We start from the raw sequence: 20,708 nt of genomic DNA, 5'->3' as shown, positions 1-20,708 counted from the left end.
AGGACGGTCTCACGGTGCACGGAGGGTGCGGATATGGACGCACGGTTCGGAAGCGGCCCCTCGTTTGAGCAGGCGGCGCTGTACCGGAGCAAGGGGTGGTGGCGGGACGAGACGGTGCTCGACGACTTGCGTCGAGCTGTGCGGACGCACCCGGACAAGACGGCCATCGTCGCGGCCCGCTACTTCGCCAAGGACGTCACGCGGCTGAGCTACGCGGAGCTGGGGCGCTACGTGGAGCGCTTCGCGGGCGCGCTCGTGTCGCTGGGCGTGGGTCGGGGCGAGCTGGTGGCGGTGCAGTTGCCCAACTGGTGGCAGTTCACCGCGTTGGCGCTGGCGTGCGCGCGCATCGGCGCCGTCGTCGCGCCCATTCCCCCGGACTACCGGCGTCGCGAGGTGGAGTTCATCCTCGGCAGGACGGAGTCATCCGTCTACGTAGGACCCCTGAGTTGGAGCGGGCACTCGCACCGGGACATGTTGCGCGAGGCGGCGCGCGCGCTGACGTCGCTCAAGCACCGCGTCTTCATCGGGGCGGGCGAGCAGGCGTCGGAGGCGGGCGAGCTGGACTTCGACGCGTACTTCGTCGCCAGGCACTGGGAGGACTCGACGTCGAAGGCGGAGTTGGACGCGCGCTCGGCGCGCCCGGACGACGTGTGCAACGTCCTCTATACGTCGGGGACGACGGGCGAGCCCAAGGGCGTCATCCACTCGCACAACACCAACTTCGGTATCACCCGCGCGCTGGTCGAAACCATGGCGCTGGGCGCTGACGACGTGGTGTGTCTGCCCTCGTTGCTCACCGCCTCCAGCGGATTTACCTACCTGTACTTGATGCCGGTGTTGCTGGGCGCGACGGCTGTCTACATGGACGTGGGGGACCCGGAGCTGACGCTGCGCTGCATCGAGGAGCACGGCGTCACGTTCATGTATGGGATTCCCACGTACGTGATGAATGTCATCGCCGCGAAGAAGAAGCGGGGAGGTGACACCTCGTCGTTGCGGCGGCTGTCCACCGGCTCCATCCCCGTGCCTCCGCACCTCATCGCCGCGGTGCGCGAGAGCTTCGGCGTGCCGCTGCACACGCTGTGGGGGATGACGGAGAACGGCGCGGTGACGATTACGCGACGGGAGGATCCGCCGGACTGGCCTTCCAACAGCGACGGGAGGCCCGTGGACTGGATGGAGGTGAAGATTGTTCCCGCGCTGGCGGAAGACGGCTCGCCCTATCCAGAGGGCACCGGCCGGCTGCTCGTCCGGGGGGCCAGCCAGTGCCTGGGCTACTTCAAGCGCGAGGACATCTACCGCGCGTGTGTCGACGAAGAGGGTTGGTTCGACACGGGAGACCTGGCGCGGGACGACGGGCGTGGGGGCATCCGCATCGTCGGACGGCTCAAGGACGTCATCTTCCGCTATGGCCAGAAGGTGCCCGTGGTGGAGGTGGAGTCCGCGCTGTACTCGCATCCGAAGGTGCGGGAGGTGGCCGTCATCGGTCACTCGGACGACCGCATCGGCGGTGAGCGCGTCTGCGCCGTGGTGGTGCCTCGCGACGAGACGCCGACGTTGGATGAGCTGCGAGCCCACCTGAAGGGCCTGGGCATGTCGAATCAGTACTGGCCCGACAGGCTGGAGGTCGTCGAGGAGATGCCCAAGACGCCGTCGGGGAAGATTCGCAAGTACCTGCTGCGCGAGCGTTTGAAGGGGCCCACCGCGAAGGTGGGCTGAGCATGTCCCCGACCATGATGAGGAGCACACGTGAGCACTGAGTCGAGCACCACGCCGTTGGTGCGACAGCTCGCCGGGTATTGGCGTGAGCTGCTGGGGGCGGAAGTCGTGAAGCCGGAGGACCACTTCCTGGAGATTGGCGGCAACTCGCTGATGGCGACGATGCTGGCCAACCGGATCGAAGAGGAGCTGGGCATCCAGCTCTCCATGGTGGACCTGTTCAACACGCTGGAGCACGTGGCCGCCGTCTGCGAGGAGCAGCTGCGCGAGCAGGGCCGCACCTTCCCCGCGGCCTGAAGTCGTCCAGGAGGCGGGCCTTCTCCCGCCATCGTCTCCGAGTGACTGTTCGGGGACTCAAGCTTCACGCCTTCACGAAGCACCAGGTGTCGGTCTCACCGACGCGGGCCTTCGTGTCTTCCGAGATTCGTCTTCTTGAGTTTGAGGTGTCGACATGTCCGCGAATGAGCCGAAGCCCGCGAGCCCTCGTGTTCGCAGGCCGCCCCCCGTGGTGCCCGTTCATCGGGAGGGGCCTCCGCCGCTCTCCTTCGCGCAGCGTCGCATGTGGTTCCTCTCGCGGTTGGACCCGTCGGGCTTCGCCTACAACGCGCCCTTCTTCGCGCGGCTCAAGGGATGTCTCGATGTATCAACGCTGGAGCGCGCGCTGACGGAGGTGGTGCGCCGGCACGAAGCGCTGCGGACGACCTTCACGGAAGTCGAAGGCGAGCCGGTGCAGTGCATCGCGCCCGACGCGCCGGTGTCGCTGACCGTGGAGCGACTGGAGGGGCCGGAGCGGGAGCACGAGGCCCGGCGACTCGCGGAGGAGGAGGCACGGCGTCCGTTCGATTTGGGCGCGGGGCCGATGCTGCGCGCGCGGCTGTTGCGCCTGGAGGAAGAGGAGCACGTGTTGCTCCTGACGCTGCACCACATCTCGTGTGACGGCTGGTCGCTGTCGTTGCTGGAGCGGGATTTGCGCGAGCTGTACGGCGCCTTCCTAGATGGCCGCGTGGCGACACTGCCCGCGCTGACGGTGCAGTACGCGGACCATGCGGTGTGGCAGCGCGAGTGGCTGAAGGGGGAGGTGCTGGAGGAGCAGCTCACGTGGTGGAAGAAGCACCTCGACGGAGCCTCGCCCGCGCTGGAACTGCCGACGGATCGACCGAGGCCGCCGGTACAGTCGGCAAGGGGCGCGGTGCTGGGGATGCCGTTGCCCGCCGAGCTGATGAAGGCGCTGCACGAGCGGTGCAAGCAGGAGGCGGTGACGCCGTTCATGTTGTGGCTGGCGAGCCTCCAGGCGTTGCTGTCGCGGCACAGCGGACAGCCGGACGTGGTGGTGGGCACGCCCATCGCGGGGCGCAACCGGCGCGAGGTGGAGGGGCTCATCGGTTTCTTCGCCAACACGCTGGCGCTGCGCGTGGACGTGGATGGAAACGAGTCCTTCAAGTCGCTCTTGGGACGGGTGCGTCAGGCGTGCCTGGGGGCGTACCAGCACCAGGACGTGCCCTTCGAGCGACTGGTGGATGCGCTGCGGCCGGTGCGGGACTTGAGCCGCTCGCCGTTGTTCCAGGTGCTGCTCGTGCTCCAGAGCGCGCCGCCGTTGGTGCGACTGGCGGGGCTGGAGTCGCGCGACGTGGACTTCGAGCCGGGCGTGGCGAAGTTCGACCTTACGCTCTTCGTGCGCGAGACGCCGGAGGGTTGGGTCGCGCTGTGGGAGTACAGCACGGCGCTGTTCGATGAGGCGACGGTGCGCAGGCTCGCCGGCCACCACGTGGCCCTGTTGAAGGGCGTGCTGGAGGACCCGGAGCGCAAGGTCGGGCAGGTGGACCTCCTGGATGAGGAGGAGCGGCGGAAGGTGTTGGAGAAGTGGTCGTGGCAGGAGGAGCACCAGCACCCATCGTGGTTGATGCATCGGCGGGTAGAGGCGCAGGCGGCGCGCACGCCCTCGGCAGTGGCGGTGACGAATGGCGGCGGCTCCCTGACGTACGTGCAACTGGAGCAGCGGGCCAATCAGCTCGCGCACCACTTGATGGCGTTGGGGGTTCGCCCTGGAAGCGTGGTGGGGCTGTGCCTGGAGCGAAGCAGCCTCGACCTGCCGGTGGCGGTGCTGGCGACGCTGAAGACAGGAGCGGCGTGCCTTCCGTTGGACCCGGGCTATCCGCCGTCGCGACTGGCGCGGATGCTCGATGACGTGGCCGCGCCGGTGGTGCTGGTGCATGCCTCGCTGGAGCATGCGTTGCCCGAGGAGGGCACGGCGCGGAGGGTGCGACTGGAGGAGGAGGCAGCGCGCATCGCGGAGCAATCCACCGTGGCACCCGGGCGGGTGTTGTCGCCCGAGCTTCCCTGCTACGTCCTCTTCACATCGGGGAGCACGGGAAGGCCCAAGGGCGTGACGATGTCCCATCGTGCGTTCGGCACGCTGGTGAACTGGCAGTTGGCGAGCTCGTCGGCGCCTGGGGCGAGGACGCTCCAGTTCGCCTCGCTGAGCTTCGACGTGTCCTTCCAGGAGCTGTTCTGCACGCTGGGCGAGGGCGGCACGCTCGTCCTTGTCTCGGCGGCGACGCGTCAGGACCCCGCGACGTTGATGGCGTACCTGCGGGAGCACCGCGTGGAGCGGCTCTTTGTGCCCTTCGTGGCGCTCCAGGCGCTCAGTGAGCGGGCCCGACATGAGACGGAGTTGCCGCCGCTGCGCGAAGTGGTGACGGCGGGCGAGCCGTTGCAGGTGACGCCCGCGGTGGTGTCGTTCTTCGAGCGCCTGCCGGGGTGCGTGCTGGAGAACCAGTACGGCCCCACGGAGACGCATGTGGTGACGGCGTGGAGAGCGAAGGGTCCGCCCTCGACGTGGCCGGTGTTGCCTCCGGTGGGCATGCCCATCGTCCCCGCGACGGTGTTGGTGCTGGATGCGTGGGGCGCCCCATGCCCCATCGGCGTGACGGGAGAGGTGTGCGTGGGAGAGCGCAGCCTCGCGCACGGCTATTGGGGACGGCCGGAGCTGACGGCGGAGCGCTTCGTTCCGAACATCCTGGATAAGGGCCGGGACGGACACCGCATCTACCGCACGGGAGACCGGGGGCGGTGGCTGGCGGATGGGAACCTGGAGCTTCAGGGTCGCGCGGATGAGCAGGTGAAGGTGCGCGGCTTCCGCGTGGAGTTGGGCGAGGTGGAGGTGGCGCTGAAGGAACTTCCCGGCGTGACGGACGCGGCGGTGGTGGTGCGGCGAACGGGCGGGGGAGAGAAGCAACTGGTGGGCTACGTCGTGCGGCCCGAGTCCTCGGACGCGGAGGCACTGACGCGCCGGCTGGCGAATCAGTTGCCCGAGTCCTGGGACGGGGAGGACTTGAAGCGTCGACTGGCGAAGCGGTTGCCCGAGTACATGGTGCCGGTCGTGCTGGTGCGGCTGGACGCGCTGCCGTTGACTCCCAGCGGAAAGGTGAATCGCCGCGCCCTGCCGGAGGTGGACTCGCGACGAGCGGAGGGGGGAGCCCGCTACGAGGCGCCGCGTGATGCGCTGGAGCGGAGGCTGGCGGAAGTCTGGCAAGAGGTACTGGGTGTCCCGCTCGTGGGCGTGAGGGATGACTTCTTCGCGCTCGGTGGGCACTCGCTGCTGGCGACGCGTGTGGTGTCGCGACTCCGGGATGCCCTGGGCCACGACGTGCCCGTGCGACTGCTGTTCGAGGCGCCCACGGTGGAGGCCCTTGCCGAGCGACTGGGGGCGCAGGGAGGACACGCGCGGTTGCCGGTGCTGACGCGAGCCGAGCGACTCGTGGAACCGCCCCTGTCATTCGCGCAGCGACGCCTGTGGTTCCTCGCGCAGCTCGACGCGGGAGGGCATTCGTACAACCTGCCCTTCGTCGTCCGACTCCACGGTGCGTTGAAGGTGGAGGCCCTGGAGCGGGCACTCGCGGAGGTGGTCCGCCGACACGAAGCGCTGCGCACGAGTTTCGTGGAAGTGGGAGGTGAGCCCGTCCAGCGCGTCGCCGTGGATGTCGGCGTGCCCCTGTTGGTGGAGTCGGTGGAGGGCGCCGACGACGTGGAAGAGGCCGTGCGGCGTCGCGTGGTGAGGGAGGTCCAGGCGCCGTTCGATGTGGCGCGGGCTCCCTTGCTCCGCGCGACGTTGCTGCGAACGGGCGGCGAGGAGCAGGTGCTTGTGGTGGTGCTGCACCACCTGGTGGCGGATGGATGGTCGCTGGACGTGCTCACCCGCGAACTGGATGCGCTGTATGGCGCGGCCGTGAAAGGCGAGGCGGCGAAGTTGCCCGAGCTGCCCATGCAGTACGCGGACTACACGGTGTGGCAGCACGAATGGTTGAAGGGAGACGTGGAGGCAGCGCAGCTCTCCTGGTGGCGCGAGGCGCTGACAGGAGCACCTCCGGTGTTGGAGCTGCCCACGGACCGGCCGAGGCCCGCGGTGCAGGGGTACCGAGGCGCGAGCGTGCCGGTGCGGTTGTCCTCGGAGCTGAGCGAGGCGCTGCGACAGTTGAGCCGAAGAGAGGGCGCCACGCTGTACATGACGCTGCTGGCGGGCTTCCAGGTGTTGCTGGCGCGCTACAGCGGACAGTGGGACGTGGTGGTGGGCTCACCGGTGTCGGGGCGGACGGCGAGGGAGACGGAGGGGCTGATGGGCTTCTTCGTCAACACGCTGGCCCTGCGCGCACAGCCGGATGCGGCGTCCTCCTTCCAGGCGTTCCTGCGTCAGACGAAGGAGACGGTGCTCGGGGCACTCGCGCACCAGGACGTGCCCTTCGAGAGGCTGGTGGAGCACCTCCGCCCGGAGCGCGACTTGAGCCGCTCGCCGTTGTTCCAGGTGCTCTTCACGTTGCAGGAGGCCGCGCCGCTGCTCACCCTGTCGGGTGTCACCGCGAGCCCCTGGGACTTCGCGAGCACCATCGCCAAGTTCGACCTGGAGCTGTTGCTCGTCGATGCACCGGGAGCGGCTGTCGAAGGCCAGCTCATCTACAACGCGGACCTCTTCGAGCCGCCCACCGTCCAGCGCATCGCGGAGTGTTTCCTGGAGCTGTTGCGCAACCTCTCCGGCCGACCCGAGGCGCGACTGTCGGCGCTTCCGCTCCTGCCCGCGGCCGAGCGCCAGCGCGTGCTGGAGGCGTGGAACCAGACGGCGGTGGAGTTCCCGCGAGAAGGGTGCGTCCAGCACCTCTTCGAGGAGCAGGTGTTGCTGCGTCCGGACGCGGTGGCGCTGGAGTTCGGTGCGCAGCGGCTGAGCTACCGGGAGCTGGAGGCGCGGGCCAATCAACTGGCGTGGGCGCTGAAGGCGCGTGGCGTCGGCGTGGATGTGCTGGTGGCGGTGTGCCTGGAGCGCTCGGTGGAGCTCATCGTGTCGCTGCTGGCCATCCTGAAGGCCGGTGGTGCGTACGTGCCCCTGGACTCCAGCTATCCGGCGCGGCGGCTGGAGCAGATGTTGGAGGACACGACGCCTCGGCTGCTCATCACCACGCGCGCCTTGCTGGAGCAACTGCCCCAGGAGGGACGCCCGGAGTTGATGTTGTTGGAGGAAGAGCGGCTGGCGGACCTGCCGACGGCGGCGCCACGCATGCCCGTCTCAGGGCGGAACCTGGCGTACGTGGACTTCACGTCGGGGAGCACGGGGCGCCCCAAGGGCGTGGCCGTCGAGCACCGGGGCGTGCTGCGGTTGTTGTACGGAGCGCCGTACGCGCGACTGGGGCCGGAGGAGACGTTCCTGCTCATCGCGCCCATCTCCTTCGATGCGTCGACGTTGGAGGTGTGGGGACCGCTGTGCCTGGGTGGAAGGCTGGTGGTCTTCCCACCGCGCTCGCCCAGCGAGCTGGACCTGCTGACGGACGTGCTCCATCGGCACTCCGTCACGTTGTTGCACCTGACGGCGGGACTGTTCAGCCAGATGGTGGAGCTGGGGATGGACGGGTTGAAGGGCGTGCGCCAGCTCCTGACGGGTGGAGACGTGGTGTCCGCGCCGCACGTGAAGCGCGTGCTGGAGGAGTTGAAGATTCCGGTGACGGCCTGCTACGGGCCGACGGAGAGCACGCTCTTCACTTCGGTCCATCGGATGACGCGAGTGGAGGACGTGGGCGCGTCGGTGCCCATTGGTCGGCCCATCGGCAACACGCAGGTCTACGTGCTGGATGCGGGGATGGAGCCCGTTCCGGTGGGCGTGGCGGGCGAGCTGTTCATCGGGGGTGATGGCCTCGCGCGAGGGTATCTGCGCCAGCCCGATGTGACGGCGGACCGCTTCATTCCGAATCCCTTCAGTGCGGTGCCGGGAGAGCGGCTCTATCGCACCGGAGACCTGGCGCGCTTTCGCCCGGACGGGGTGCTGGAGTTCCTGGGGCGGCGTGACAGCCAGGTGAAGGTGCGGGGCTACCGCATCGAGCTGGCGGAGGTGGAGGCGTCGCTCCTCGCGCATCCAGCGGTGAAGGACGGGTTGGTGGTGGTGCGGGACGGCGCGGGAGGCAAGCGACTGGTCGCGTACTACGTCGAGCACGCGCAGGCGCCCGAGGCACCTCGGGTGCGCGACTGGTTGAAGCAGAAGCTCCCCGAGTTCATGGTGCCCTCGGCCTTCGTGAAGCTGGCGGCGCTCCCGCTGACGGCGAACGGGAAGGTGGACCGAAAGGCCCTGCCGTCACCGGAGCAGGAGGGGTCGGGCGTGGAGGCGATGCAGGGGCCTCGGACGGTGATGGAGTCGCTGGTGGCGCGCATCTGGATGCCGCTGCTCGGAGTGGCGAGGGTGGGCGTGAAGGACGACTTCTTCGCGCTCGGTGGTCATTCGTTGCTGGCGACGCGAGTGGTGTCGCGGCTCCGGGCGGCGCTCGGTCGTGATGTGCCGGTGCGACTGGTGTTCGAGGCGCCCACCGTGGAGGCCCTGGCCGAGCGACTCGAAGTCGTGAAGGCAAGTGCGCAGCGCGTGAGCACCCCTGTGCCGGTGCGAGTGTCGAGACACTCCGCGATGCCGCTGTCGTTCGCACAGCAGCGTCTGTGGTTCCTCGGGAAGCTCGACGCCGGAGGGTATTCGTACAACCTGCCGTTCGTCGTCCGACTGCGAGGCGCCCTGAACCTCAAGGCGCTGGAGCAGGCGCTCGCGGTGTTGGTGCGGAGACACGAGGCGCTGCGCACGACGTTCGAGGAAGTGGAAGGCGAGCCGGTGCAGCGCATCGCTTCGGATGTGGCGGTGCCGCTGTCCGTGGTGGAGGTGACAGAGGACGCCACGCGCGGCCAGGTGGAGACGCTATCGAGGCAGTCGTTCGACCTGGGCATGGGCCCGCTGCTGCGAGTGACGCTGCTGAAGCTGAGCGAGCAGGAGCATGTGTTGGTGCTGGTGCTGCACCACATTGTCGCGGACGGCTGGTCGATGGGCGTGCTCGCGAAGGAGCTGGAGGCGCTCTACAGCGCGCAGGTGAAGGGCCGCGAAGCAACGTTGCCGGAGCTACCGGTGCAGTACGCGGACTACGCGGTGTGGCAGCGGGAGTGGCTGAAGGGGGACGTGCTGGAGGAGCAGTTGTCGTGGTGGAGGGCGAGGCTGGCGGGAGCCCCTGAGGTGCTGGAGGTACCGACGGACCGACCGAGGCCCGCGGTGCAGGGGTATCGGGGTGCGAGCGTGGCGGTGAAGCTGTCCTCGGAGCTGAGCGAGAAGCTGAAGCGCTTGAGTCGGCAGGAGGGCGTGACGCTGTACATGATGTTGCTGGCGGGCTTCCAGGTGTTGCTGGCGCGCTACAGCGGACAGTGGGACGTGGTGGTGGGTTCGCCGGTGTCTGGGCGGACGACGAAGGAGGTGGAGGGGCTGATTGGCTTCTTCGTGAACACGCTGGTGGTGAGGACGGAGGCGTCGGGTGAGCTGACGTTCCGGGAGATGTTGGGGCGTGTGAAGGAGTCGGTGCTGGGAGCCTTCGGGCACCAGGAGGTGCCGTTCGAGAAGCTGGTGGAGGCGCTGCAGTCGAGCCGTGACTTGAGTCGCGCGCCCCTGGTCCAGATTGCCTTCGGCTTGAACGGGCCCGCTGAGTTGCCGGCGCTGCCGGAGCTGTCCTCGTCTGAGGTGACGTACGAGCCGGGCATGGCGAAGTTCGACCTCGCGCTGTCGGTGCGTGAGGACGCGGAGGACCTGACGGGCTTCTGGGAACTCAACACGGACCTGTTCGACGCGGCGACCGTGGAGCGCATGGCAGCGCACTTCCAGCAGGTGTTGGAGGCGGCGGTGGAGAACCGGGAGGCGAGGCTGATCGCGCTTCCGATGTCGGGGCATCAAGAAGTGCCGGTGAAGGTGCCGGTTGTTCGTCTCCAGGCTCGGCGGTTGGACCGGCTGGCTCCGGAGGTCGTGCCGGAGGGATTCATCGCTCCGCGGACGGCCATCGAGGAGCTGGTGGCGGGAGTCTGGGCTCCACTGCTGGGAGTGAGGCACGTGGGGGCCGAAGACAACTTCTTCGAGCGGGGAGGGCACTCGCTGCTGGTGATGCAGGTGGCCTCGCGGCTGCGCGAGGTGTTGGGCCGAGAGGTGTCGGTGCGGACGCTCTTCGAGGCGCCCACTGTCGCCACGCTGGCCAGGAGCCTGGAGAGCGGTGGTACCGGGCAAGGACGGCCAGCGCTGGTGCCCACGACTCGCAAGGAGGCTCCGCCCCAGTCGTTCGCACAGCAGCGCCTGTGGTTCCTGGACCGGCTTGAGCCGAACAGCCCGCTCTACAACATTCCCCTCGCGATACGACTGACGGGGGCGCTGGACGTCGCGGCCCTGGAGCGCTCCTTCCACACGTTGGTCCGTCGCCACGAGTCCCTGCGGACGACCTTCGAGCAAGGCGACCAAGGGGCGGTGCAGCACATCCATCCCTTCGCGCCAGTACCGCTGCGAGTGGTGGACCTGAGTGGCCTCCCTAGCGAGACCCGAGAGCAACAGGCGCTCCGACTGGGGGGCGAGGAAGGACGGCGCCCGTTCGACCTGGGCACGGGCCCGCTGCTGCGAGTGACGCTGTTGAAGCTGAGCGAGCAGGAGCACGTGCTGGTGCTGGTGCTGCACCACATCGTCGCGGACGGCTGGTCGATGGGCGTGCTCACGAAGGAGCTGGAGACGCTCTACAGCGCGCAGGTGAAGGGCCGCGAAGCAACGTTGCCGGAGCTACCGGTGCAGTACGCGGACTACGCGGTGTGGCAGCGAGAGTGGCTGAAGGGGGAGGTGCTGGAGGAGCAGTTGTCGTGGTGGAGGGCGAGGCTTGCGGGAGCCCCTGAGGTGCTGGAGGTGCCGACGGACCGGCCGAGGCCCGCGGTGCAGGGTTATCGGGGCGCGAGCGTGGCGGTGAAGCTGTCCTCGGAGCTGAGCGAGAATCTGAAGCGCTTGAGTCGGCAGGAGGGCGTGACGCTGTACATGACGCTGCTGGCGGGCTTTCAGGTGCTGCTGGCGCGCTACAGCGGACAGTGGGACGTGGTGGTGGGTTCGCCGGTGTCTGGGCGGACGACGAAGGAGGTGGAGGGGCTGATTGGCTTCTTCGTGAACACGCTGGTGGTGAGGACGGAGGCGTCGAGCGAGCTGACATTCCGCGAGATGTTGAGGCGTGTCCGGGACGCGGTCCTGGGAGCGCTCACGCACCAGGAGGTGCCGTTCGAGAAGCTGGTGGACGCGTTGCAGTTGTCTCGCGACTTGAGCCGCTCGCCGTTGGTGCAGGTGTCCTTCGCGCTCCAGAGTGCGCCGTCCGGAGACCTGTCGTTGCCGGGGCTCACGCAGCAGTTGATGGACCTGGGAACGAGGACCGCCAAGTTCGACCTCGCGTTGTCCATGGGAGAGGACGCGGAGGGACTGTCAGGCACCTGGGAGCTGAACACGGACCTGTACGACACGGCGACCGTGGAGCGCATGGCGACGCACTACCAGCGGTTGCTGGAGGCGGTCGTCGAGGTGCCGGAGGCGACCCTGCGTGCGCTGCCGATGCCTGGGCATCGCGAGGTGCAGGAGAAGGCTGTCGGTTCCCGCATCCAGTCACGCCAAGGCGAGCGCGTGATTCCGGAGCAGGGGTTGGAGGACTTCATCGCGCCCAGGACCGCGATGGAGGAGTTGGTGGCGGAGACCTGGGCCCCGCTGCTGGGCGTGAAGCGGTTGGGCGCGGAGGACAACTTCTTCGAACGGGGAGGGCACTCGCTGCTGGTGATGCAAGCCGCGTCTCGGCTGCGAGCGGCGCTGGGGCACGAGGTTCCGGTGCGCATGCTCTTCGAGGCACCCACGGTGTCCTCGTTGGCCGCGAGTCTGTCCGTGTTGGCGCGGGGTGGGCTCGGGGTTCGGAGTCCGCCGCTGCGCCCCGCATCGCGGGTGGATGCACCGCCCCTGTCCTTCGCGCAGCAGCGCTTGTGGTTCCTCGACCGGCTGGAGCCGAACAGCCCGCTCTACAACATCGCCCTGGCCGTGACGATGGAGGGCGTGCTCGACATTGGCGCGCTGGAGAAGGCGTTCCATGCGCTGGTTCACCGCCACGAGTCCCTGAGGACGACGGTCCGACAGGTTGCGCTCGGTGCGGTCCAGCACATCAGTCCTTCCATGGCGGTACCGCTGCCCGTGGTGGACCTGTGCGGGCTGCCCGTGGAGGCCCGGGCGCATGAAGCCTTGAGGCTCGGGATGCAGGAGGAACGGCGTCCGTTTGACCTGGGCACGGGCCCCTTGCTGCGAGTGACGCTGCTGAAGCTGAGCGAGCAGGAGCATGTGCTGGTACTGGTGCTGCACCACATCGTGTCCGACGGTTGGTCGATGGGCGTGCTCACGAAGGAGTTGGAGGCGCTCTACACCGCCCATGTGAAGGGCGGGGACGCGGTGTTGCCGGAGTTGCCCGTGCAGTACGCGGACTACGCGGTGTGGCAGCGAGAGTGGCTGAAGGGGGACGTGCTGGAGGAGCAGTTGTCGTGGTGGAGGGCGAGGTTGGAGGGTGCCCCCGAAGCGCTGGAGCTGCCGACCGACCGACCGAGGCCCGCGGTGCAGGGGCACCGTGGCGCGAGCGTGGCGGTGAGGCTGTCCTTCGAGCTGAGCGAGAAGCTGAAGCAGTTGAGCCGGCGGGAAGGTGTGACGCTGTACATGTCACTGCTGGCGGTGTTCCAGGTGCTGCTGGCGCGCTACAGCGGACAGTGGGACGTGGTGGTGGGTTCGCCGGTGTCTGGGCGGACGACGAAGGAAGTGGAGGGCCTGATTGGCTTCTTCGTGAACACGCTGGTGGTGAGGACGGAGGCGTCACGTGCGCTGACGTTCCGGGAGCTGCTGGCCCAGGTCCGGGAGTCGGTGCTGGGCGCCTTTGCGCATCAGGAGGTGCCGTTCGAGAAGCTGGTGGACGCGTTGCAGTTGTCTCGCGACTTGAGCCGCTCGCCGTTGGTGCAGGTGTCCTTCGCGCTCCAGAGTGCGCCGTCGGGGGACCTGTCGTTGCCAGGGCTTGTGCTGCGTCCGCTGGACCTGGGGACGCAGGTGGCGAAGTTCGACCTCGCGTTGTCCGTGCGAGAGGACGCGGAGGGAATGGCGGGGTACTGGGTGTTCAACACGGACCTGTTCGACACGGAGACCGTGGAGCGCCTGGCCATCCACTACGAGCGGTTGCTGGAGTCCGCCGTGGCGATGCCCGAAGCGCGGCTGGATGCGCTCGGGATGCCTGGGCACATTGAAGTGCCGGAGAGGACTCCGTCCGCTCGCATCCACGCCCATCGCACGGAGCGGCAGGATTCCGAGCAGATGTCGGAGTCCTTCATCGCGCCCAGGACGGCGATGGAGGAGCGGGTGGCGGAGATCTGGGCTCCGTTGCTCGGCGTGAAGCGCGTTGGCGCGGAGGACAACTTCTTCGAGCGAGGAGGGCACTCGCTGCTGGTGATGCAGGTGGCCTCGCGGTTGCGCGAGCTGCTGGGCCGCGACGTGCCAGTGCGGGTGCTCTTCGAGGCACCCACGGTGTCCGCGCTGGCTTCTCGATTGGATGAACTCTTGAAGGACGGGCTCAGGACAGGTCGTCCAGAGTTGGTCCGCGCGGAACGGACGGAGGCACTGCCTCAGTCCTTCGCGCAGCAGCGCTTGTGGTTCCTCGACCGGCTGGAGCCGGGTGGCTCGCTCTACAACATCGCGCTCGCGATGAAGCTGGAGGGCGTGCTCGACGTGAAGGCTCTGGAGCGTGCCTTCAATGAGCTGGTCCGTCGTCACGAGACCCTGAGGACGACCTTCCATCAGCATGCGCAGGGGGCCGTGCAGCGCATCCACGCCGCCGCATCCCTGCCGTTGTCCGTGGTGGACCTGAGTGGCCTCCCCGTCGAAACCCGAGAGCAAGAGGCCCTCCGACTGGGTGCCGAAGAAGGACGGCGTCCGTTCGACTTGAGCGCGGGCCCTCTGCTGCGAGTGACGCTGCTGAAGCTGAGCGAGCAGGAGCACGTCCTGGTGCTGGTGCTGCACCACATCGTGTCCGATGGCTGGTCGACGTGGGTGCTCACGAAGGAGCTGGAGACACTCTACGGCGCCTACGTGAAGGGCGAGGCCGCGACGCTGCCGGAGTTGCCCGTGCAGTACGTGGACTACGCGGTGTGGCAGCGGGAGTGGCTGACGGGGGAGGTGCTGGAGGAGCAGTTGTCGTGGTGGAGGACGAAGCTGGCGGGAGTCCCCGAAGCGCTGGAGGTGCCCACGGACCGGCCGAGGCCGGCGGTGCAGGGGTACCAGGGCGCGAGCGTGGCGGTGAAGCTGTCCTCGGAGCTGAGCGAGAAGTTGAAGCAACTGAGCCTGCGGGAGGGCGTGACGCTGTACATGACGCTGCTGGCGGGCTTCCAGGTGCTGCTGGCGCGCTACAGCGGACAGTGGGACGTGGTGGTGGGCTCACCGGTGTCTGGGCGGACGACGAAGGCGGTGGAGGGGCTGATTGGCTTCTTCGTGAACACGCTGGTGGTGAGGACGGAATCGTCGGGTGAGCTGACGTTCCGGGAGATGTTGGGGCGTGTGAAGGAGTCAGTGCTGGGGGCCTTCGGGCACCAGGAAGTGCCGTTCGAGAAGCTGGTGGAGGCCCTGAGCCTGAAGCGCGACATGAGTCGCGCGCCGTTGGTCCAGGTGGTGTTCCAGCTCTTGAACACGCCGTCGGGAGACCTGTCGTTGTCCGGTCTCACGCAACGCCCGTTGGACCTGGGTCTTCGCGCCGCCAAGGTCGACCTCGCGCTGGGATTGAGAGAGACCGCCAACGGTATCGAGGGAGGACTCGAGTTCAGCAGCGACCTGTACGACGTCGCGACCATGGAGCGCTTCGGAGAGCACCTGGAGCGCCTGCTGGAAGGCGCGGTGACCGAGCCGGGCCGGCGACTGCGAGACCTTCCGCTTCTGAGTGTGTCCTCACGGCAGTCGCTGCTGGCACGGGGCGGCAGCGAAGCGCCCTTCGAGGGTGAGTGCCTGCACCGGTTGTTCGAGGCCCAGGTCGCACGAACGCCCGAGGCCGTGGCGGTCGAGATGGAGGGGCAGACGCTGACCTACGCCCAGCTCGACCGGAGAGCCCACAAGTTGGCCACGGTGTTGCGCAAGTGGGGCGTGAGGCCCGACGTGGTGGTGGGCCTGTGCCTGGGGCCGAGCCTCGACTGGGTCGTGGCGATGCTCGCCATCCTCAAGGCAGGAGGCGCCTACCTGCCGATGGACCCGGAGCATCCACCGGAGCGCCTCGCGTACATGCTGGATGACGCGAAGGTCGCGCTGCTGGTGTCGCGCTCGGAAGAGGCGTCGCAACTCGCCTACTCAGGGGCCACCGTGTTGCTGGATGAAATCGGTGAGCTCGATGACCTGGTGGGCGCGGAGTCGCTGGCGCCCGAAGTCACGGCGCGAAACCTCGCGTATGTCATCTACACGTCGGGGAGCACGGGGCGCCCCAAGGGGACGCTGCTTGCGCACCGGGGCGCGGCGAACCTGGCTGAGTCCTTCCCCTCGGTGCTCGGCGGTCTTGGCCCGGGCGACAGGACGTTGATGTTCGCGACGGTGAGCTTCGATGCCTCCGTGGCGGAGGTCTTCCCCGCACTGCTGAACGGGGCGACGCTGGTCCTGGCTCGGCGCGCGCAGATGGCGCCTGGAAGGCCATTGACGGAGTTGCTCGCGCGCGAGCGAATCTCCGTGGCGACCCTCCCGCCGTCGGTCCTGGCGATGATGCCGGTGGTCGAGCTTCCCAGGCTTCGAGTCCTGCTCTCCGCCGGCGAGTCCTGCACCGAGGAGTTGGTGGCGCGGTGGAGCCCGGGGCGACGTTTCATCAATGGCTATGGCCCGACGGAAGGAACGGTGGCCGCGACCTGGGGCGAGTGCTTCCCGGGAACACGTCCCACGATTGGCAGGCCGTTGCGCAACGTGGTGGTGCGGGTGATGGATGACGCGGGCAATCTGGCTCCCACGGGAGTCTGGGGCGAGCTGTACCTTGGTGGCGTGGGACTGGCGCGAGGGTACCTGGGGCGTCCGGACCTGACGGCCGAGCGCTTCGTCCCGGACCCGTATGGTGAAGGGGGACGGCTGTATCGAACGGGTGACGTGGTGCGGCTGCTCGAAGATGGAAGGTTCGAGTACCTGCGCCGCGCCGATGCCCAGGTGAAGGTGCGCGGTGTGCGCGTCGAGCCCGCGGAGGCGAGTGCCGCGCTCGCGGCGCATCCGGAGGTCCGGTCCGCCGTGGTCATGGGCCGGGAAGACACGCCGGGAGACATGCGGTTGGTGGCGTATGTGGTGCCGACGGAGGAGGCCACGTTGACGGCCGATGTGCTGCGCGCGTGGTTGAAGCGCTCGTTGCCGGAGCCGTGGATTCCGTCGGTGTTCGTGGTGCTGCGCGAGTTGCCGCTCACGCCGAATGGGAAGGTGGACTGGAAGGCGCTGCCCTCACTCGAGGCGCACCGGCCAGAGCTGAGCGGTGGCTACGTCGAGCCTCAAGAAGGCCTGGAGCAGGTGATCGCCCAACTGGTGGCGGAGGTGCTGAAGCTGGACCGCGTGGGCGCGGACGACAACTTCTTCGACCTGGGTGGCAACTCGCTCCTGCTCCAGATGTTGCAGATGAAGCTGGAGGAGCGACTGGGGCGCAAGGTGCCGTTGGTGTCGCTGCTCCAGTTCCCCACCGTGCGCACGCTCGCCGCTCAGTTGGGGCCCGCCCCGGAGCCGGAGGCGCCTCGCCAGCCCGCGACTTCCGGAGACAGGCGTGAGGGACTCCATCGATTGGCACAGCAGCGGCGGCGCCGGCCGGGCTCGGATTAACGCAGCAAGCGCGCCAACTTCGCTCCGAGCACCTCGACATGGGGTGCTTGCAGCATCGTGTGGTGGTCGCCAGGGACGACCTCCACGCGCGCCGCCGCGCCCAGGTCCAACCAGCCGAGCTCCGGGTGAGGTGGGAAGCCGGGAGGTGGCTGTTGGGCGCGGAAGTATTGGAACTCGCCCTCGCTCCATCGCGGCGGCACGTAGAGACTCAATGCCCGCGTGTTCGCGCGCAGCACGTCCAGTTGTCTGCGGGCCGCTTCGAACTCCGAGAAGGGGGGCTCGATACCGTCCCGCGCCGCTTCCTCCTGGAGCAGGCGGAACTGCTCTTCGACGGGCAAGTCCTTCGGCCACTCGGCGGAAGGTGTGAACGTCTTCCCCGCGCGGAAGGTCAGCAGCGAGACCTGGTCCGCGAGCTCCGCGGAGACGTGCCCAGGTGGCGGTGTGTCCAGGAGCGCGCACAGGGGCACGCTGTCGCCTTCAGCCGACAGTCGGCGCGCCATCTCGTAGGCGATGGTGCCACCCAGGGATGCACCCACGAGCAGATAGGGACCTCGGGGCCGTACGGTGCGAAGCGCAGTGAGGTAGTGCTCCGCCATCTGCTCCACGGTGGTGTGGCACGAGGTGCCCGAGTTGAGTCCCACCGACTCGAAGCCGTACATGGGCCGCTCGGGAGCGAGGTGTCTCGCCAGCTCACGGTAGAAGAGCACCTGTCCACCGGCTGCATGCACGAAGAAGACGGGCACCCCGTGAGTTCCCTCCTGGAGTCGCACGAGGCAACTGGGGGCCGTGGGCGCGGCGTCGCGAGCACCTTCTCCAATGCGCGCGGCGAGTCGCGCGATGGTGGGGGACTCCAGCACGGCCTTCAGGGGGAGCCGTGCTCCAAGACGGTCCTCGATGCGGGCACTCAATCTCAAGGCGAGGAGGGAGTCGCCACCCAGCGCGAAGAAGTCGTCATGGATGCCGATGTTCTCCAGGTGGAACGTGAGCCGGAAGCACTCGAGCAACACCTGCTCCGTGGCATCGCGAGGAGCCGAGGCGCGCGGGCCCTCGTCGCGACCCATGGCGGGCCGCACTTCTTCGCGTGCTTCCACGGCACGAGTGGTCGAGGGCGCCGAGGGAGCCGTGGCGGGCTCAATCCAGTGCCGCTCCCGGTCGAAGCTGTAGCCCGGAAGTGGGACGCGTCGGCGCCGCTCTCCGGCGCGAAAGCGCTCCCAGTCGATGGTGATGCCCGCGAGCCAGGCCTCTCCGAGTGACGCGAGTGGATGCGAGGGCTGCTTGGTGGAGGCGGACGCCAACGTGGAGAGGATGGGCTGCGAGGTGCGGGTCGGATGTCGTCGCGCGAGCGAAGACAGCGCCGTGCCCGGGCCGACTTCGATGAAGGCGCGGTCTCCCGCGGAGAGCAGCAGGTGAAGTCCGTCGGAGAAGCGGACGGTCTCGCGCAGATGGCGACACCAATACAGGGGATCCGCTGCTTCGCGCTCGCCAAGCCACCGCCCGGTGAGACTCGACACCACGGGCAACTTCGGGGCACGGGGGGAGAAGCGGGAGACCACGCGCGCGAAGTCCGCCAGATGTGGTTCGAGCATCACCGAATGCGCCGCGCGACTCATATGCAGTCTCCGCGTCTCGACGCCTCGCGTGGCGAGCGCGGTCTCCAGGGCATCGAGCGCCTCCAGCGGGCCCGAGAGGACGCAGTCGGAGGGTGTGTTGATGGCCGCCACGGACAGCAGGGGATTCAGCAGGGGCTCCACCTGGGCCAGCGGCGCGAGGACCGCCGTCATCCCGCCAGGAGGGAGCCGCTCCATGATTCTGCCGCGCGCGGTGACCAACTCCAGCGCCTCTTCGAGCGTGAAGACTCCGGCCAGACAGGCCGCGACATACTCGCCCAGGGAATGGCCGAACAGCGCCTCGGGCTGGACACCCCGGGACATCCAGAGCTGCGCCAGCGCCCAGTCACAGGTGAACAGCGCCGCCTGGGTCCACACCGGACGCGCCAGCTCACGAGCCGCCGTGTCGTAGCGCTCCGGGGGCGCGAACATCACCTCGCGCAGGTCACCACCGAGCGGGGCACGCAGCAACGCGGCACATCGGTCCACGGCTTCGCGAAACGCGGGCTCACCGAGCAGCTCCGCGCCCATGTTCACCCGCTGCGTGCCTCCGCCCGGGAACAGGAAGACGGCGCTTCTTCGCTCTGCTTCATCGAAGGCGGTGCGAGGTCGAAGTGGGTCGTCCCGGTGACTCAAGCGCGCGGAGGTCTCCGAGAGCGTGCTCGCGGTGACGAAGCGTCGCCAGCCGAAGCGATTGCGTCCGACTTGAAGGGTGTGGGCCACGTCCGCGAGCGCGGCCTGGGTGTGGCCCAGGTGCTCGGACAGCTCCGTGGTCATCCGCTCCAGCGCGGCCTCGGACCTGGCGGACAGCAACACCAGTTGTTCTTCCGCACGAGGCGGGTCGCTCGCCGGAGTGGGGGCCTCTTCGAGCACGACGTGTACGTTGGTGCCGCCCATGCCGAACGAACTCACCCCCGCGCGTCGAGGGCCCGGGCTGTTCCAGGGACGTGGCTCGGCCACGACGTAGAAGGGACTGCCCGCGAGCTCCAACAGGGGATTGGGCTGACGGAAGTGGACGGTGGGCGGAAGCTGTCGGTGCTCCAGCGCCAGCACCGCCTTGATGAGTCCGGACACTCCGGCCGCCGCGTCGAGATGGCCCAGGTTGCTCTTCACCGAGCCCAGGCCGATGGTGCCGGGGGCCACGCCTTGGAAGACCTGCTTGAGCGCGGTGACCTCGACAGGGTCTCCCAGCGGCGTGCCCGTGCCGTGGGCTTCGATGAAGGAGATGGAGCGGGGTTCGACTCCGGCCAGGGCCAGCGCATCGCTGATGGCGGCGACCTGCCCGGAGACGGACGGCGCGGTGAAGCCCGCCTTGCTGCTGCCATCGTTGTTGGCGGCGGAGCCGAGGATGACCGCGCGAATCGGGTCTCCATCCGCGAGCGCGTCCTCCAGTCGCTTGAGGAGCACCACGCCGACACCGTTGCCCGGCACGGTGCCCGCCGCCTGGGAGTCGAAGGCGCGGCAGTGTCCATCAGGTGAGGAGATGCCCCCCTCCTGCGTGGGGTACGCAACGAGCTGCGGGGAGCGCACGGCCGCGCCTCCCGCGAGCGCGAGGTTGCACTCCCCCGCGAGCAGCGCCTGACAGGCGAGGTGCACCGCGGTCAGCGATGTGGAGCACGCCGTCTGCACCGTCATCGCGGGCCCGGTGAGGTTCAGCTTGTAGGCCACGCGCGTCGCCAGGAAGTCGCTGTGCGTCCCGAGGATGCTCTCCGTCCAGTCGCTGGAGCGCCGCTCCATGCTCGGCAAGACGTTCGTCAGGAGATAGGTGCTGAGCGAAGCGCCGCCATAGATGCCAACGTGCAGCGGCCGGGCCCGCGCGGCATATCCCGCGGACTCGAGCGCCCCCCAACAGCACTCCATGAAGAGGCGTTGCTGGGGGTCGAGTTGCTCGGCCTCGCGAGGGGAGTAGCCGAAGAAGCGCGCGTCGAAGAGGTCGGCATCCGCGATGACACCCGCCGCCGCGACCCAGCCTTCGTCCGAGGGCAGGCCGGCCTTCGCGCGCTGCTCGGCATCCAGCACCGTGACGGATTCAACGCCCGAGATGAGGTTGGACCAGAATCGCCGTGCGTCCGAAGCGCCCGGAAAGCGCAGCGACAGCCCGACGATGGCGATGGCCGTCGGGCCGGGCGGCTCATGAGACACGTTCTCACCCATCCCCGGACTAGAGCATGGCTGGATGCGCGAGTTGAACGTGGATGGCCTCGTACGCTGATAAAACTGATTTA

Annotated in this window: 4 protein-coding genes; 3 read left to right on the top strand and 1 reads right to left on the bottom strand. The window is 68.4% G+C overall.

Going from position 1 to position 20,708, the window contains the following annotated elements; all coding sequences use genetic code 11:
* Window positions 1-33: 33 nt before the first annotated feature.
* The 3 genes from FJV41_RS12635 (at window position 34) to FJV41_RS12625 (ending at window position 16,876) form a co-directional block, all read left to right on the top strand.
* Window positions 34-1,719, top strand: coding sequence for an AMP-binding protein (locus FJV41_RS12635; protein ID WP_141642708.1), 1,686 nt, complete (start codon window positions 34-36; stop codon window positions 1,717-1,719).
* Between the two features lie 30 nt (window positions 1,720-1,749).
* Window positions 1,750-2,016 (top strand): phosphopantetheine-binding protein, encoded by a 267-nt coding sequence (locus tag FJV41_RS12630; RefSeq protein ID WP_141642707.1) that lies wholly within the window; start codon window positions 1,750-1,752, stop codon window positions 2,014-2,016.
* A gap of 154 nt (window positions 2,017-2,170) precedes the next feature.
* Window positions 2,171-16,876, top strand: a complete 14,706-nt coding sequence (locus FJV41_RS12625; RefSeq protein WP_141642706.1) for a non-ribosomal peptide synthase/polyketide synthase — start codon at window positions 2,171-2,173, stop codon at window positions 16,874-16,876.
* Here the strand turns inward: FJV41_RS12625 and FJV41_RS12620 are convergent.
* Window positions 16,873-20,637, bottom strand: coding sequence for a type I polyketide synthase (locus FJV41_RS12620; RefSeq protein WP_141642705.1), 3,765 nt, complete (start codon window positions 20,635-20,637; stop codon window positions 16,873-16,875). The two genes, FJV41_RS12625 and FJV41_RS12620, sit on opposite strands and share 4 nt — an antisense overlap.
* Between the last annotated feature and the right edge of the window lie 71 nt (window positions 20,638-20,708).

It is taken from the genome of Myxococcus llanfairpwllgwyngyllgogerychwyrndrobwllllantysiliogogogochensis, assembly GCF_006636215.1.
Lineage (GTDB): Bacteria > Myxococcota > Myxococcia > Myxococcales > Myxococcaceae > Myxococcus > Myxococcus llanfairpwllgwyngyllgogerychwyrndrobwllllantysiliogogogochensis.
Note: the sequence above shows the minus strand (reverse complement) of the source record. Positions and strands in the feature narration are given on the sequence as shown.